The 13,666-nt window shown below is 64.1% G+C and carries 15 protein-coding genes; 7 read left to right on the top strand and 8 right to left on the bottom strand.

Translation table 11 applies throughout. The features are described 5' to 3' along the window. Positions 1 to 121: 121 nt before the first annotated feature. Positions 122 to 1,192 carry an alkene reductase gene (locus AC6CHP_RS14050; RefSeq protein ID WP_427115492.1) on the bottom strand — a complete coding sequence of 357 codons (1,071 nt, stop codon included), beginning with the start codon at positions 1,190 to 1,192 and terminating at the stop codon, positions 122 to 124. A 124-nt stretch (positions 1,193 to 1,316) separates the two neighbouring features. Next, on the bottom strand, positions 1,317 to 1,829 hold the full coding sequence (locus tag AC6CHP_RS14055) for a hypothetical protein (RefSeq protein ID WP_377194845.1): 513 nt from the start codon (positions 1,827 to 1,829) through the stop codon (positions 1,317 to 1,319). A 42-nt stretch (positions 1,830 to 1,871) separates the two neighbouring features. Between AC6CHP_RS14055 and AC6CHP_RS14060 the strand changes: the two genes are divergently transcribed. Further along, positions 1,872 to 2,084 (top strand): hypothetical protein, encoded by a 213-nt coding sequence (locus AC6CHP_RS14060; protein WP_427115493.1) that lies wholly within the window; start codon positions 1,872 to 1,874, stop codon positions 2,082 to 2,084. 217 nt (positions 2,085 to 2,301) lie between these two features. Here AC6CHP_RS14060 and AC6CHP_RS14065 read toward each other — a convergent pair whose 3' ends face one another. Beyond that, positions 2,302 to 2,964 carry a DUF6318 family protein gene (locus AC6CHP_RS14065; RefSeq protein ID WP_427115494.1) on the bottom strand — a complete coding sequence of 221 codons (663 nt, stop codon included), beginning with the start codon at positions 2,962 to 2,964 and terminating at the stop codon, positions 2,302 to 2,304. A 492-nt stretch (positions 2,965 to 3,456) separates the two neighbouring features. Here AC6CHP_RS14065 and bioB point away from each other — a divergent pair, with 492 nt between their 5' ends. From bioB to AC6CHP_RS14090, 5 genes are all read left to right on the top strand, one after another. Next, complete coding sequence (gene bioB, locus AC6CHP_RS14070) at positions 3,457 to 4,476, top strand: biotin synthase BioB (protein ID WP_498230544.1); 1,020 nt, start codon at positions 3,457 to 3,459, stop codon at positions 4,474 to 4,476. A gap of 128 nt (positions 4,477 to 4,604) precedes the next feature. Beyond that, positions 4,605 to 4,754 (top strand): biotin synthase auxiliary protein BsaP, encoded by a 150-nt coding sequence (gene bsaP, locus AC6CHP_RS14075; RefSeq protein WP_485064120.1) that lies wholly within the window; start codon positions 4,605 to 4,607, stop codon positions 4,752 to 4,754. A gap of 61 nt (positions 4,755 to 4,815) precedes the next feature. After that, positions 4,816 to 5,250, top strand: a complete 435-nt coding sequence (locus AC6CHP_RS14080; protein ID WP_427115496.1) for a pyridoxamine 5'-phosphate oxidase family protein — start codon at positions 4,816 to 4,818, stop codon at positions 5,248 to 5,250. A gap of 19 nt (positions 5,251 to 5,269) precedes the next feature. After that, positions 5,270 to 5,698 (top strand): very short patch repair endonuclease, encoded by a 429-nt coding sequence (locus AC6CHP_RS14085; RefSeq protein WP_427115497.1) that lies wholly within the window; start codon positions 5,270 to 5,272, stop codon positions 5,696 to 5,698. Positions 5,699 to 6,067: 369 nt separating this feature from the next. Continuing rightward, a complete protein-coding gene (locus AC6CHP_RS14090; protein WP_427115498.1) occupies positions 6,068 to 6,478 on the top strand; it encodes an Hpt domain-containing protein in 411 nt (136 codons plus the stop codon). Here AC6CHP_RS14090 and AC6CHP_RS14095 read toward each other — a convergent pair. Next, the gene (locus tag AC6CHP_RS14095) at positions 6,451 to 7,221 is read right to left on the bottom strand and encodes a response regulator transcription factor (RefSeq protein ID WP_181038099.1); all 771 of its coding nucleotides are present in this window, start codon (positions 7,219 to 7,221) and stop codon (positions 6,451 to 6,453) included. The two genes, AC6CHP_RS14090 and AC6CHP_RS14095, sit on opposite strands and share 28 nt — an antisense overlap. A gap of 93 nt (positions 7,222 to 7,314) precedes the next feature. On the opposite strand from AC6CHP_RS14095, the gene AC6CHP_RS14100 reads away from it, so the two are divergent. Continuing rightward, a complete protein-coding gene (locus tag AC6CHP_RS14100; protein WP_427115531.1) occupies positions 7,315 to 8,973 on the top strand; it encodes a sensor histidine kinase in 1,659 nt (552 codons plus the stop codon). 31 nt (positions 8,974 to 9,004) lie between these two features. Here AC6CHP_RS14100 and AC6CHP_RS14105 read toward each other — a convergent pair whose 3' ends face one another. From AC6CHP_RS14105 to AC6CHP_RS14120, 4 genes are all read right to left on the bottom strand, one after another. Then, positions 9,005 to 9,238 (bottom strand): PLDc N-terminal domain-containing protein, encoded by a 234-nt coding sequence (locus tag AC6CHP_RS14105; RefSeq protein WP_104186210.1) that lies wholly within the window; start codon positions 9,236 to 9,238, stop codon positions 9,005 to 9,007. Positions 9,239 to 9,313: 75 nt separating this feature from the next. Next, entirely contained in the window at positions 9,314 to 9,730 is a 417-nt protein-coding gene (locus AC6CHP_RS14110) for an acyl-CoA thioesterase (protein WP_498230629.1), read from the bottom strand. A gap of 38 nt (positions 9,731 to 9,768) precedes the next feature. Next, positions 9,769 to 11,844 (bottom strand): ABC transporter ATP-binding protein, encoded by a 2,076-nt coding sequence (locus AC6CHP_RS14115; RefSeq protein ID WP_498230548.1) that lies wholly within the window; start codon positions 11,842 to 11,844, stop codon positions 9,769 to 9,771. Further along, positions 11,841 to 13,574 carry an ABC transporter ATP-binding protein gene (locus AC6CHP_RS14120; RefSeq protein ID WP_498230550.1) on the bottom strand — a complete coding sequence of 578 codons (1,734 nt, stop codon included), beginning with the start codon at positions 13,572 to 13,574 and terminating at the stop codon, positions 11,841 to 11,843. Before AC6CHP_RS14120 ends, AC6CHP_RS14115 begins: the two co-directional genes overlap by 4 nt. Positions 13,575 to 13,666: the final 92 nt, after the last annotated feature.

A 13,666-nucleotide genomic window follows, 5' to 3' on the forward strand; every position in this document is an offset into this window, starting at 1 on the left:
CTCCAGAGTTTGAGCCAAAGGCCGTCGGATGGCCTGCGGCGCCCGCTGCCGGGACAGCACACCGCGCAGCCAACGACGGCGGCACCCAAGCTGGGTGCCGCCGCCGTCGTTGATTGCCGTCCTAGTTCTGGTAGGCGGGGTAGTCCGTATAGCCCTCCGCGCCGTCAGCGTAGAAGGTGGAGGGATCCGGCTCGTTCAGGGGAAGGCTTTCCTTCCAGCGGCGGGCGAGGTCCGGGTTGGCGATGGCGGGGCGGCCCACCACCACGGCGTCGGCATGTCCGTCGTCCACCAGGGACGCGGCCTCGTCACGGGTGGTGATTACGCCGAAGCCGGTGTTGACCAGGAAGGTCCCACCGAAACGGACCCGGAGGTCCTGGACCAGGTCACCCGTAGGCTCGTGGTGCAGGATGCTCAGGTAGGCGAGGTTGAGCGGGGCGATGCTGTCCACCAACACCTCGTAGGTGGCGCGGACGTCAGCGGCGCCGGTCTCGGCGATGCCCTGCACGTTGTGCTCCGGAGAGATGCGGATGCCCACGCGGTTGGCGCCCACGGCTGCCACCACGGCGTTGACTGTTTCGATGACGAACCGGGCACGGTTCTCAGGTGAGCCGCCGTAGCTGTCGTCCCGCACGTTGGAGTTCGGGGCCAGGAATTCGTGCAGCAGGTACCCGTTTGCCGAGTGCAGTTCCACACCGTCGAATCCGGCCTCGATGGCATTGAGTGACGCGTTGACGAATTCCTGGATCACCATGGGGAGCTCGTCCGTGGTCAGGGCATGCGGTACCGGGTAGGGCTGCTTCCCCTGCGGGGTGCGGACGACGCCGTCGATTGCGACGGCACTGGGGGCCACCAACTCGAGTCCGCCGGTGATGTCAGGGTGCGATACCCGTCCGCCGTGCATGATCTGGGCGAACATGCGGCCGCCTTCGGCGTGGACGGCGTCGGTGACCTTCTTCCAGCCGGCCACCTGTTCCTCGGTGACGATGCCGGGCTGGCCGGCGTAGGAGCGGCCAACCGGAGTTGGGAACGTTCCTTCACTGACGATGAGGCCGAGGGACGCGCGCTGGCGGTAATGCTCTGCGACGAGCGGACCGGGAACCCCTGCCTCACCTGCGCGGAGCCTCGTCAAGGGTGCCATGACCAGGCGGTTCGGAAGCTCAAGTTCGCCGAGGTTGAGGGGGGAAAACAGCATGCGCGGTTCCTTTCGAAGGCTGAAGGTTTACTGCCTTCGCCAACCGGGATGCAGCCGCAACTATTCCTGTTGCGATGGGAATCACAGCACGTGGACGTTGGGCTTCGCGGCTATTGGCCGCCTCCTACCTGGCGGTCCCGGGGCAGCCCTGGCCCTGGGGGTTGGCGTTGCAGTCGTCCGCGTAGTTGCGCGTCAGCGAGCGCCACACGCTGATGGTTTGCGGAGGAGCGCTGAACTGGCCCTGGCCGGGAATCGGCAGGGGCGGCCCGGCATTGACCGAATAGGTTCCCTGGAAGGTGGTGGTCAGCACCACCTGGAAGTCGCCGGTAGCCCCGTAGGCGTGGCTGGTCCGGGTCTTTTCACCCCACCGGTCCTGGGGCAGCGGCCCGCCCATGGATGGCTGGGGCCCGAACACGGTTCCGTCGCCGTAGTTCCACGTGTACTGGACCGGGGTGGCCACGATGTGTACCTGCTGCCCGAACATGGTGACGTCGAACTGCTGCTCGGCTGCGTCCGCATAGAAGTTGGTCTCGGCACCCCGCAACGTGTGCGGGCTGGGTTGGGCCACCACCGTTCCAGCATTCACCGGCAGGCTCTGGAACTCCCGCTGGATGTCAGCTGCGATCCTGGGCAGCAAGTCCTCGGGCCTGGCGTCGAAGAGGCACGTTGGGCCGGAGTGATGAGCCCACACAGCGCCGGGTACACCCCGGGGCCGGGAGAGCCAGGTGACGGGAATGCCTTCTTCGCCGTCGGGCCCATCCTTGCACTCCAGCTGGCGGCCAAGGCAAGGAGTATCGAAGTCTCCCCCACCGAGGTGGCACTGGAGTTCGTACTTATACTCGTTGGGGTCGGTATTTACCGTACCTGGCTCAGGCCGGGAGAAATCCCCTGAACCCGAATTCAGCTGCCATCCCGTTACGCCCGCTCCTCCTGAGCTCCAATGCCCTTTTGGGGGCGGAGTCACGGGCTTTGGCGTCGCGGAGCCGTCATTCTCCCCAACTACGCTCACCGCTACGACTAATCGTGAGTCAGCACTAGCCTCAACTGGCAGAATCACCGAGCAAAGCAGAAATCCCATGGAGAAAACCCGGAAAAGGACCTTCATCTCGTTAACCGACGATCGGCTCAACTGTTTGAACGAACCAAGCACCGTCTCGGAATACCGCCAACATCAGACTTCCGGAATCCGTCGGTTTGGGGTCGATGCTGTCTAGCGACTTGTCTGGGTTGTAATAGCTCAGCGGCTCTTGCGAAACCTGTACCGCAACCTGATAGTTACCATCAGGAGCCCTGATGAAGGTGGTATTTATGGAGGGTGTAGTCACTTTTCCGCCAGCCAACCAGCGACCGTCTTGATGCCACCCTTCTTGAACCTGCTTGGCTCGTTCACACATGGTGCACGAGGGACTCGTCATGGCGGACAGGGGCTTTGTGTCGCCTGTTTCGTAACCGTAACTTAAGAGTTCAAACCAGTACTTTGCGAACGCTTCGAGCCCCTCTTTCGTCTCCGTCTTCGCGACCTCGGGCAGCACCGGGACGGGGACGTTTTGGGCGGGACCGGAGGCGTCGGCCGGCTTGTACGCAGCGGTGGGTGTCGGGGACGGGGTTGACGGCGGGCTGGACGTGGCCGAAACCGTCGGCGTGGAGGACACGGCACCGGGATCTGCGGGGGCCCCACCCGCGCAGCCGGCCAGCATGAGTGCCGCAGCAACAGCAGCACCGGCAGCAGCTGACCGGATTCCCCAAGGCGTGGAGACGTTGAATGATGTCATGGGCCGCTAATCCCCCAGTAGTTTCAAGACGGCTAACTCCGGACAATGACTTAAGGGTAGCCCAGGTCACATTTCGGCGATAAGACTTATCCACAGACACCCGCCCAAGGTTTTATCACTCTCTGGAGACCTTGAAAGAAGTCATAGGAAAAGCCGGTGCATTCACGCGCCGGCTTTTGGTACGGCAAAGCCCTGCCCTGGAGAAGCTACTTCTACGGAGGCAACACCAACTCCCCGCCTTGTCCGTGGAAGACGCGACATACTGCGGGCCGCCGTCGGGCGCGTCCTTCGCCGACCGCCGCACCATGTCCAGACGTTCAAACTCCATGCCGGTCACGTGGCAGAGGAGCTTGGCGGCTATTCGGAGGAGTTGTGCCTTGACTGTTGCCGTAAACAAAAGCTGTTGCCGCCCATTGTTGCCCTTCCACAAAACCGGCCAAAGATACCGGAATTACTGTCGGAAGGAGATCACAACCGAAAGCTAGGACGGCGATGACAACCATTTCCCGCACCACGGAATATCCAATCCTGGAGACCGCCCGGCAACAGGTCCTGGAAGATGGGATCGGCCTCACGGAGGCTCAATTGGTGGAGGTTCTGCGGCTCCCCGATCCCGCAGTCCCCGCCGCGCTGGAGCTTGCCCACCAGGTGCGCCTCAAGCACTGCGGTGAGGACGTGGAGGTTGAAGGGATCATTTCCATCAAGACCGGCGGCTGCCCGGAGGACTGCCACTTCTGCAGCCAGTCCGGACTCTTTGACAGCCCCGTCCGCGGCGTCTGGCTGGACATCCCCGAGCTGGTCAAGGCAGCCAAAGAAACAGCAGCAACAGGGGCCACTGAATTCTGCATCGTGGCAGCCGTCCGCGGACCCGACATCAAACTCATGAACCAGATCAAGTTCGCCATCGACCGCATCACTGAGGAAGTGGACATCAACATCGCCTGCTCCCTGGGCATGCTCACCCAGCACCAGGTCGACCAGCTCGCCTCATGGGGAGTGCACCGCTACAACCACAACCTCGAGACGGCACGGAGCTACTTCCCGCAGGTGGTCACCACCCACAGCTACGAGGAGCGGCTGGAGACCTGCGCCATGGTCAAGGATGCCGGCATGGAACTGTGCTGCGGGGCGCTGATCGGCATGGGCGAGTCACTCGAACAGCGCGCAGAGCTGGCCGCGCAACTGGCTGCCCTGGAACCGCACGAAGTGCCGTTGAACTTCCTCAATCCGAGGCCGGGCACGCCGCTGGAAAACCAGCAACTGATGGACGGCAAGGACGCCCTCCGCGCCATCGCCGCGTTCCGGCTGGCCATGCCCCGCACCGTCCTCCGGTACGCCGGCGGACGGGAGCTCACCCTCGGCGACCTCGGTACCCGCGAGGGCCTGCTGGGCGGGATCAACGCCGTCATCGTGGGCAACTACCTCACCACCCTGGGCCGTCCCGCCGCCGCCGACCTTAACCTGCTGGTGGACCTCAACATGCCCATCAAGGAACTCCAGAAGACCCTATGATCCCCAACCGCTCAACCAGCTCAATCATCGGGAGCTTCTGCGGCCACTGCGGCGAGTTGTCCCCGAAGGAAACGTTCGACGGCGGGAGCGCGCCGCCGTCGAACGTCCTCCAAGCGGGCGATGTGCACATGGCGGGCACCGCTCACGGGGAGTGCGCTGCCCGGCTTCAGCTGGAACCGCCGCGCTACTGCGGCCAGTGCGGGCGCCGACTCAAGGTCCAGGTGTCACCCCACGCCTGGACTGCCAGCTGCTCACGGCATGGAACCGCCACCTCCTGACCGGCGCCCAAAGTTCCCGAAACCTCTGGCGTGTTTCTACATTACGTAGAAGAATGGCGTCATGATGTTTGAACATGTGGATGGACAACCCGTTCTGGAACTCGACGACGAACAGTCCTGGCGTCTGCTGGAGGGCACCAAGCACGGAAGGCTGGTGGTGTCCGTCGCGGGGGAGCCGGATATCTTCCCGGTCAACTACGTCACGGCCAACCGGAAAATCTATCTCCGGACGGCTCCGGGCAACAAGCTGGCCCAGTTAACCATCAACTCCACGGTTCTCTTCGAAACGGACGGCATCCTCTCGGAGGAGGCCTGGTCCGTGGTGCTGCGTGGAAAAGCGCGCGTCCTCAGCAACTCTGCAGAGCTGGCAGCGGTGGAGGAACTAGGGCTGAAGACCTGGGTGCCCACCCTGAAGGACTTCTACGTGGAGATTGAGCCGACGTCCGTCAGCGGCCGCCACTTCGAATTCGGCGAACAGCCGGAACGCGGAATCTAGGAGCTCCTAGACTGAAGGCATGGCGGACAAGCTCACTCCTGAGCGGCGCAGCTGGAATATGTCCCGGATCCGGGGCAAGAACACCAAGCCGGAACTGCTGGTGCGCAGGCTCCTCCATGCCAAGGGATACCGCTACCGGCTGCATGGCAGAGCCGGCGCCACCCGCCTGCCCGGCAACCCGGACCTGGTGTTCGCCGGCCGCCGCAAAGTGATCTTTGTCAACGGCTGCTTCTGGCACTCCCATGACTGCCGCGTGGGCCTGCACGCGCCCCAGGCCAACGCCGAATTCTGGGCTGCCAAGCGCAGCCGGACCCGCGACCGGGACGCCCATCAACGCCGCCTGCTGGAAGACGCCGGCTGGCAGGTCCTCACCGTGTGGGAATGCGAACTCAAGGACAGCTCCGCGCTGGAAACCGAGCTGGTGCGGTTCCTGGAAACCGGCCGCTGAATCGCCGCTCCTGCGTGCCTGCCCCCAATCAGGATTCGCCGCTTTCAAGCATCTTGAGCCAATCTTTGGGCATTCCCGCCGCAGTTCTTGAGTGCTGGCAAGAAGTATGGATGGGTTCAAATCCAGGCAAACCACAACCCTATTCCCAGCCCCGCTGCAACCGCTCCCAAGCTGGGAACCGGGCGCAAAGCCGGGCACAAAAACTACGGGCCCACGGCGGAGGGGTAAACCCGCAGTCTCATCAAGAAACCCACAATTCTGTTTCCAAAACCCGTCGCGCGAAAGCAACGCCCCTAACCTGAAGTGAAACAAATGCCGCACGTAACCGCCCCCTTCCAGGAAGGGACTGCTCCCGCCGAAAGGACCGTCATGAGCGCCGCAGATGATGCCCCCCGGCCCTTGGTGGACCAGTCCGTTCTCGACCGGTTGAGGGAGGAACTGGAAGAGGACGAGGGGTACTGCAAGGTCTTCGTGGGGAACTTCATTGAGTACCTGCCGCACCGGATTGGACGCCTCCGGCTGGCGCTGACCACGGGAGACCTGGAAGGTTCGGTGGACGCAGTCCTCAGCCTGAAAACCTCCAGCCAGATGGTGGGTGCCGAGCGGCTGGCCGGCCTGGCCATGGACCTGGAGGGTGAGCTCCGCACCGAAGCCCGCCACTCAGATGTGGCAGTCGTCCTGCCGCAGCTTGCCGCCGCATACCTCCGGCCCATCAACCTGTGCAGCCGGCAGACCATGCACCGCCTGCAGTCTCAGTGTTCGCCCGGAGCCAGGCGGTAACCCACGCCACGGACGGTCTGGAGCCAGCGCGGCTTCTGCGGTGAGTCGCCCAGCTTCTTGCGAAGGTTGCCCATGTGGACCTCGACGGACCGTTCGTCTGCCTCGCTGATGTAACTGCCGACGTCGTAATCCTCGTCCCGCAGCCGGCGCACCAGGTCGGACTTGGTCCGGACTGTCCGGCCGGCTTCCAGGAGGGCGTGCAGGAGTTCGAACTCCGTGCGGGTCAGGTTCATTTCCTTGCCGTCAACAACCACGGTCCGGGATGCGTAGCTCAGTTCCAGTCCGTTGTGGCTGAAGTTCCCGCGCTCCGGGTGGGCGGCGCCGCCGTCGGCCGCGGCATCTCCTGGCATGGCGTCAGCAGGATCGGCGACAGAGCGGGGGCGGCGCATCATCGCCGCAATGCGGGCGCGGAGCTCCCTGGGGCGGAACGGTTTGGTGAGGTAGTCGTCAGCCCCGGACTCCAGCCCGATCAGGGTGTCCAGCTCCTCGGTGCGGGCCGTGAGCATCACAATGTAGGCGTCCGAAAACTCGCGGATCTGGCGGGAGACCTCAAACCCGTCGATGTCCGGCAGTCCGAGGTCCAGGGTGATGACATCCGGATTGAGGGTCTTGGCCACAAGGACACCTTCTGCCCCGCTGCTGGCAACGCTTACGTCGAACCCGGCCTGGGACAGCACGGTGCGTACCAGTTCCCGGATGTCGTGGTCATCCTCGATGACCAGTCCCACTCGTGCATCACTCATAGCGCCCCCTCAGCAGCCAACGTCTGAAGTATAGCTGGCTGCCGATATCCTGCTGGCATGGCTTCACACACCCCGCCCCGCAAGTTCCGTGCCATGGACCACCCCGTGGCCTGGTCCTCGGGCAAGCTGAGGTTCTTCCGTCGGCCCTTCCACGAGTACCGGCTGACGGACCGGGTGGCGCTGAGCCAGATGCCGCTGTTCGTGACCACGCTCCTCACGGCATTCCTGGTGTGGGCCTTTTTCCCCGTCACCATGGACAACCCGCTGTTCGTGGCCTTCCTGGTGTCCCAGCTGGTGATCATGGCCCTCTGCTACCTCATTCCGTGGGACCGGCTGCCGTACACGAGTTTCCTCATCATTCCGCTGCTGGACTTTGTCTCCATCGCCGTGGGCCGGGAGGGCGGCGGGCAGGAAAGCCTCACTGGGATCAGCCTGCTGGCGGTGTTCCCGGTGATCTGGCTGTGCGCGTCCGGATACTACCCCCGGACATCCCTGTGGCTGTCCTTCCTGGCCCCGCTTGCCATCATTTGGGTCCCGCTGCTGCTGGAGGGGAGCCCGACGCCCCAGGACCTGGCGCGGTCCCTGCTCCTTCCGGTCATGATGCTCGGCATCGGGGTGTCCGTCAGCGTATTGACGCTCAGCATGACGCGGCAGCAGCGCGCGCTTGAGGAGAAGGATGCCCAGCTGCAGGACAACCTGCGCACCAGCCAGCGCCAGGGGGCGCTCCTGAACACCATCCTGGACACTGTCCATCTGGGGGTCCTTGCGGTCGACGCGGACGGGCACGACGTCCTGATGAACAGAAGGCAGCGGATCAACCACGAACTCGCCCGGCCCAAGGACATCGCGGACCCGAACGAGTCCCAGTTGCTGGTCTTCGGGCCGGACCGCGTGACGCTGGTTCCCGTGGAGCAGCGGCCGGTCCGCCGCGCCGTCCTCGGGGAAACCTTCACCGATTATCTTGTGTGGCTGGGCTCCGGAAGAGAACAGCGCGCCTTCGTGACCACCGCCCGGGCCATGAAGGACGACGACGGCGCGTTTGCCGGTTCCGTGATTGTCTTCAGCGATGTGACGGACCTGGTGAACGCCCTGACGGCCAAGGATGATTTCGTCTCCAGCGTCTCGCACGAATTCCGGACGCCCCTGACCTCGATCCTGGGCTACGTGGAAATCCTTCTTGGCGACGAGCCCGAGGACACCCAGCGTGACATGCTGGAAATCATCCGCCGGAACTCCGAACGGCTCCTGACGCTGGTATCGGACCTGCTGTCCAGCCGGAACGGCCAGCTGATCGTGACGCCCGAGGCCGTGGACGTGGCAGAACTGGTCCGCTCCAGCGTTTCCTCTGCCATCCCCCGGGCAGCAGCTTCGGGAGTTGCGCTGGATGCTGATACCCCGGACCGGCTGGAGGCCCACGTGGACGGGCCCAGGATCTCTCAGGTGCTGGACAACCTGGTGTCCAACGCCATCAAGTACTCCCCCGACGGCGGCAGCGTGATGGTCTCGCTCGCGCGGGAGGACGGACACCTGGCATGCCGGGTCACCGATACCGGCATGGGACTGAGCCCGGAAGACGCGTCCGAAGTCTTCGCCAAGTTCTTCCGCGCCAGCACTGTCCGAAGGACAGCCATCCCCGGCGTGGGCCTCGGCCTGCCGATCAGCAAGGCGATCGTCGAGGCACACGGCGGGACCATCGAGGTGGACAGCGCCCTGGGCGAAGGGACCACCTTCACATTTCGGGTGCCGGTCTAGTCTTCTTTGGCCCCCGGCAGCTCCGGTGCCGCTACTTGCCGGCGCCGGGACGCTTCCGGCCGAAGGTGAAGTAGCCCACGGGGCCGATGAAGTTGATGAAGGATGCTGCCCGCCATGCGGCCTTCGGACCGTTGATGAGTGCCGCGGGCCGCTTCGAAATGTCCCGCTGCGCCGCCACCAGCAGGGACACCTGCGCGATGGCCACCAGGATGGTGCCGGCCTTTGCTGACGGGGACATTTCTTTCCAGGTCTTTTTCTGGGCCATGTTTGCTCCTTGTTTAGGTTTTCAGTTTCCGGTGCTTGCTGCTCCTGCGCAACCGGGCGTGCCGGCGCATCCGCGTCAGGCCGTGAACGGTGCCAGGCGTTCCTTCTGTTCAGGCGTCAGCCGCCGCACGCTTCCCGTGGCCTCGTCCACGAACGCCAGGTGGCTGCTCGCCTTGACGCAGCCCTCCCGGGTGACCGGGTCCTGGATGAGGTAGTGGATGTCGAAGCTGGCCCCTTTGACGGCGCCGATCCACACCTGCACCACGGCCGGCACGTTCCGGTACTCAAGAGTCCTGACGTACCTGATCTTGTGGTCCACCACCAAAGCCATGGTGCCGTCCGGGACGTCGTTGAACAGGGAGACGTGCGGGTCAACTCCGGGCAGGCCGGCACCGCGGGGCGGGCCGAAGGCCGCGATGCGGGCTTCCTCAAGCATCCGGACAATTTGCACGTTGTTGATGTGCCCGTAGGCGTCCATGTCTCCCCAGCGCATGGGGATGAGGACCTCGATCCGCTGGCTTTCGTTGGTGCTCAACTGTGCACCGCCGTCGAATCGTCCACCGGGACGTCCTCTGCGTCCGCCCCGGCGAACTGGGACATGTAGAGGCGGTAGTACGCGCCTCTCGTGGCGAGGAGGACCTTGTGGTTGCCCTGTTCCACGATCCTGCCGTTTTCCATCACCAGGATGGTGTCGGCGTCGCGGATCGTTGAGAGCCGGTGGGCAATGACAAAGCTGGTGCGGTCCGTGCGGAGCGCGGCCATGGCCTTCTGCACCAGCAGCTCGGTGCGGGTGTCAACGGAGCTGGTGGCCTCATCGAGGATCAGCAGCGAGGGATTCGCCACGAAGGCACGGGCGATGGTGATCAGCTGTTTCTCGCCGGCACTGACGTTGTTGCCTTCCTCGTCGATGACGGTGTTGTAGCCCTCCGGCAGGGCCCGCACGAAGCGGTCCACGAAAGTGGCCTTGGCAGCGGCCATCACCTGTTCCTCGGTGGCTTCGAGGTTGCCGTAGCGGATGTTGTCGTAGATGGACCCGCCGAACAGCCAGGCATCCTGCAGCACCATGCCCACCTTGGAGCGGAGTTCGGAGCGGCTGAGGTGGGTGATGTCCACGCCGTCCAGCATGATGGAACCGGCGTTGAGCTCGTAGAACCTCATGACCAGGTTGACCAGGGTGGTCTTTCCTGCGCCAGTGGGCCCCACAATGGCCACGGTGTTTCCCGGTTCGGCGGTGAAGGACAGGTCCTCGATCAGCTTTTTGTCCTCGGTGTAGCTGAAGGTGACGTTGTTGAAGTCAACGTGCCCGTCAGTCCTGGCCGGGAGGTGCTCGGTGGCGGTTTCCTCGTCCTGCTCGTCTGCGTCGAGGAACTCGAATACCCGTTCAGCGGAGGCCACGCCGGACTGCAGCATGTTTGCCATGCCGGCCATCTGGCCCAGCGGCTGCGTGAACTCGCGGGAGTACTGGATGAACGCGGTGGCGTCGCCCAGGGACATGGACCCGGAAGCCACCCGCAATCCGCCCACCACGGCGATGCCCACGTAGCTGAGGTAGGAGACGAACTGCATGACCGGGAAGATGATGCCGGAGACGAACTGCGCCCCGAAACTGGCCTTGTACAGTTCCTCGTTGCGTTCCTCGAACCGTTCCAGCATGTCCGCGTCGCGGCCGAACACCCTCACCAGGTCATGCCCCGAGAAGGATTCCTCAATCTGCCCGTTCAGCGCCCCCGTGTTCTTCCACTGGGCGGCAAAGAGCTTCTGGCTGCGCACGCCAATCATGCCCGCTGCCACCCCCGAGAGGGGAAGGGCAACCAGCGCTATCAGGGCCAGCTGCCAGGACACAATGAACATCATCACCACGATGCCGATGACGGTCAGCAACGAGTTGATGAGCTGGGCGAAGGCCTGCTGGAGCGCCTGCTGGATGTTGTCGACGTCGTTCGTTACCCGGGACAGCACGTCGCCGCGCTGGCGGGTGTCGAAGTAGTTGAGCGGGAGGCGGTTCAGCTTCCGTTCGGTGTCATCGCGGAGCCGCCGGATCACCTTCATCACGATGCGGTTCAGCACGTAGCCCTGCAGCCAGAGGAAGATGTTGGCCACGAAGTACATCAGCAGGACCACCGCGATGAGCATGCTGAGCTTGTCGAAGTTGATGCCGGTGCCGGGCACCAGTTCCATCCGGGAAACCATGTCCGCAAAGTTGTCCTGGCCCTGCTGGCGCAGACCGTCCACGAACTGTTCCTTGCTGGCGCCGGCCGGAAGCTGCTTTCCCACCACTCCGGCAAAGATGACGTCCATGGCCTGGCCCAGGATCTTGGGGGCGATGACGTTCAGGACCACGGCGATCACCACCATGCCCACCACCACGTAGATTCCCAGGGCCTCAGGCTTCAGCAGCCCCATCAGCCGCTTGGCGGAGGGCCAGAAGTGCTGGGCCTTCTTGGCGGGCATCCCGCCGAACATGTCTCCGTCGGCTTCGGAGGGCTTGAACTCCTCCTCCACGAAGTCGTCGTCCTCGACGGGTTTGTCCACCAGCTCCGCGTCGGGTGCGTCCTGGTCAGCTGCTGATTCGCTGATCTCGGTGGAGTCCTTCCTGCGGGCATTCATGCCATTTCCTCCACGCTCAGCTGGGATTCAACGATTTCCTGGTAGGTGGGCGAGGTTTCCAGGAGTTCCTGGTGCGTACCGCGGTCCACGATGCGTCCGTTGTCCAGCACCAGGATCTGGTCCGCCTCGGTGATGGTGGAGATCCGCTGCGCCACGATGATCACGGTGGCGTCTGCAGTGATGCCCTTCAGCGCGGCCCGGAGCCGGGCATCTGTGGCCACGTCCAGTGCGGAGAACGAATCGTCGAAGAGGTACACGCGGGGCCTGCTCACGAGTGCCCTGGCGATGCAGAGGCGCTGGCGCTGGCCGCCGGAGACGTTGGTCCCGCCCTGGGAAATGCGGGATCCGAGGCCGTTCTTCTTGGCGCGGACAAACTCGTCGCCCTGCGCCACCTGCAGTGCGTCCCACAGTTCCTGGTCCGTGGCCTCGGTCTTTCCGAACCTCAGGTTGTGCTCGATGGTTCCGGAGAAGAGGTATGGCCGCTGCGGTACCAGGGCCACCCGCCGGGTGATGTCGGCCCGGTCCATCCTGCTGACCGGGACCCCGTCCAGCAGGACCTCCCCCTCGGCGGGGTCGTAGAGCCGGGGCAGGAGGGACAGGAGGGAGGTTTTTCCCGAGCCGGTGGAGCCGATGATCGCGATGGTCTGGCCGGGCTGCGCCGTGAAGCTGATGTTGCTCAGCACCGGCGACTCGGCGCCAGGGTAGGCGAAGGTGACGTTCCGGTACTCCACCACGCCGGCCAGCGTGCCCGGCACGTCCGGGCGTTCCGGATCGTGGATGGAGGGCTCGACGTCGAGCAGCTCGCCAATACGGTCCGCGCAGACTGACGCGCGCGGGATCATCATGGCCATGAAGGTGCCCATCATGACCGCCATCAGGATCTGCAGCAGGTACTGCAGGAAGGCGGTCAGCGCGCCCACCTGCATCTCGCCCGAGTCCACGCGCTGCCCGCCAAACCACAGCACGGCCGCGGTGGACAGGTGGAGGATCATGCCGATGGCAGGGAACATCAGGACAAACAGGGCGCCGATCTTCAGCGAGACATCCGTCAGTTCCTTGTTCGCTCCGCCAAAGCGCTCGGTTTCATACGGCTCCCGGACGAAGGCGCGGACCACCCTGATACCGATGATCTGCTCGCGCAGGACGGCGTTGATGCGGTCGATCTTTTTCTGCATGGACCGGAACAGCGGCATGAGCCGGACCACCAGGTACCCCACCACCACGGTCAGGAGGGGCACGGAAACCCACACCAGCCAGGACAGGTTGAGGTCCTCGCGCAGCGCCATGACGATGCCGCCAATGCACATGATGGGCGTTGCCACCATGAAGTTCAGGCCCATCAGCACGAGCATCTGGACCTGCTGGACGTCGTTGGTGCCGCGGGTGATGAGCGTCGGGGCACCAAAGGCGTTGACGTCCATGGCCGAGAAGCTGGTGACCTTGCGGAACACCCCGCGGCGCAGGTCGCGGCCCATGGCCATGGCCGTCTTCGAGCCGAAGTACACACCTGCAATGGCGGTGCCTACCTGGGTGAACGCGACCGCCAGCATCACCGCGCCCGTCCGCCAGATGAAGTCGGTGTCTCCGCGGGACACCCCCTGGTCGATGATCTGGGCGTTCAGGCTGGGCAGGTACAGCGCCGCGATGGTGGACGCCAGCTGGAACACGATGACGGCCGTGATGAACGGCCTATACGGCTTGGAAAACCGCCGTATGAGGGTGAGGAGCATGCCCGCGGGTCCTTAGGGATGAGTTCGATGATGGGTTCGTAAAGAGTAGGAGGCTTAAGTAGTAGCAGCCGGGGCCGACATCCTCAGCCTTC

The organism is Pseudarthrobacter sp. GQ63 (assembly GCF_059758765.1).

Bases quoted from the DNA above. Each gene is read 5' to 3' on its own strand.
- AC6CHP_RS14050 (WP_427115492.1), bottom strand. From the start codon at position 1,192: ATGCTGTTTTCCCCCCTCAACCTCGGCGAACTTGAGCTTCCGAACCGC.
- AC6CHP_RS14060 (WP_427115493.1), top strand. From the start codon at position 1,872: ATGAGCCCACACAGCGCCGGGTACACCCCGGGGCCGGGAGAGCCAGGT.
- AC6CHP_RS14065 (WP_427115494.1), bottom strand. From the start codon at position 2,964: ATGACATCATTCAACGTCTCCACGCCTTGGGGAATCCGGTCAGCTGCT.
- bioB (WP_498230544.1), top strand. From the start codon at position 3,457: ATGACAACCATTTCCCGCACCACGGAATATCCAATCCTGGAGACCGCC.
- bsaP (WP_485064120.1), top strand. From the start codon at position 4,605: ATGGCGGGCACCGCTCACGGGGAGTGCGCTGCCCGGCTTCAGCTGGAA.
- AC6CHP_RS14080 (WP_427115496.1), top strand. From the start codon at position 4,816: ATGATGTTTGAACATGTGGATGGACAACCCGTTCTGGAACTCGACGAC.
- AC6CHP_RS14085 (WP_427115497.1), top strand. From the start codon at position 5,270: ATGGCGGACAAGCTCACTCCTGAGCGGCGCAGCTGGAATATGTCCCGG.
- AC6CHP_RS14090 (WP_427115498.1), top strand. From the start codon at position 6,068: ATGAGCGCCGCAGATGATGCCCCCCGGCCCTTGGTGGACCAGTCCGTT.
- AC6CHP_RS14095 (WP_181038099.1), bottom strand. From the start codon at position 7,221: ATGAGTGATGCACGAGTGGGACTGGTCATCGAGGATGACCACGACATC.
- AC6CHP_RS14100 (WP_427115531.1), top strand. From the start codon at position 7,315: ATGGACCACCCCGTGGCCTGGTCCTCGGGCAAGCTGAGGTTCTTCCGT.
- AC6CHP_RS14105 (WP_104186210.1), bottom strand. From the start codon at position 9,238: ATGGCCCAGAAAAAGACCTGGAAAGAAATGTCCCCGTCAGCAAAGGCC.
- AC6CHP_RS14110 (WP_498230629.1), bottom strand. From the start codon at position 9,730: ATGCGCTGGGGAGACATGGACGCCTACGGGCACATCAACAACGTGCAA.
- AC6CHP_RS14115 (WP_498230548.1), bottom strand. From the start codon at position 11,844: ATGAATGCCCGCAGGAAGGACTCCACCGAGATCAGCGAATCAGCAGCT.
- AC6CHP_RS14120 (WP_498230550.1), bottom strand. From the start codon at position 13,574: ATGCTCCTCACCCTCATACGGCGGTTTTCCAAGCCGTATAGGCCGTTC.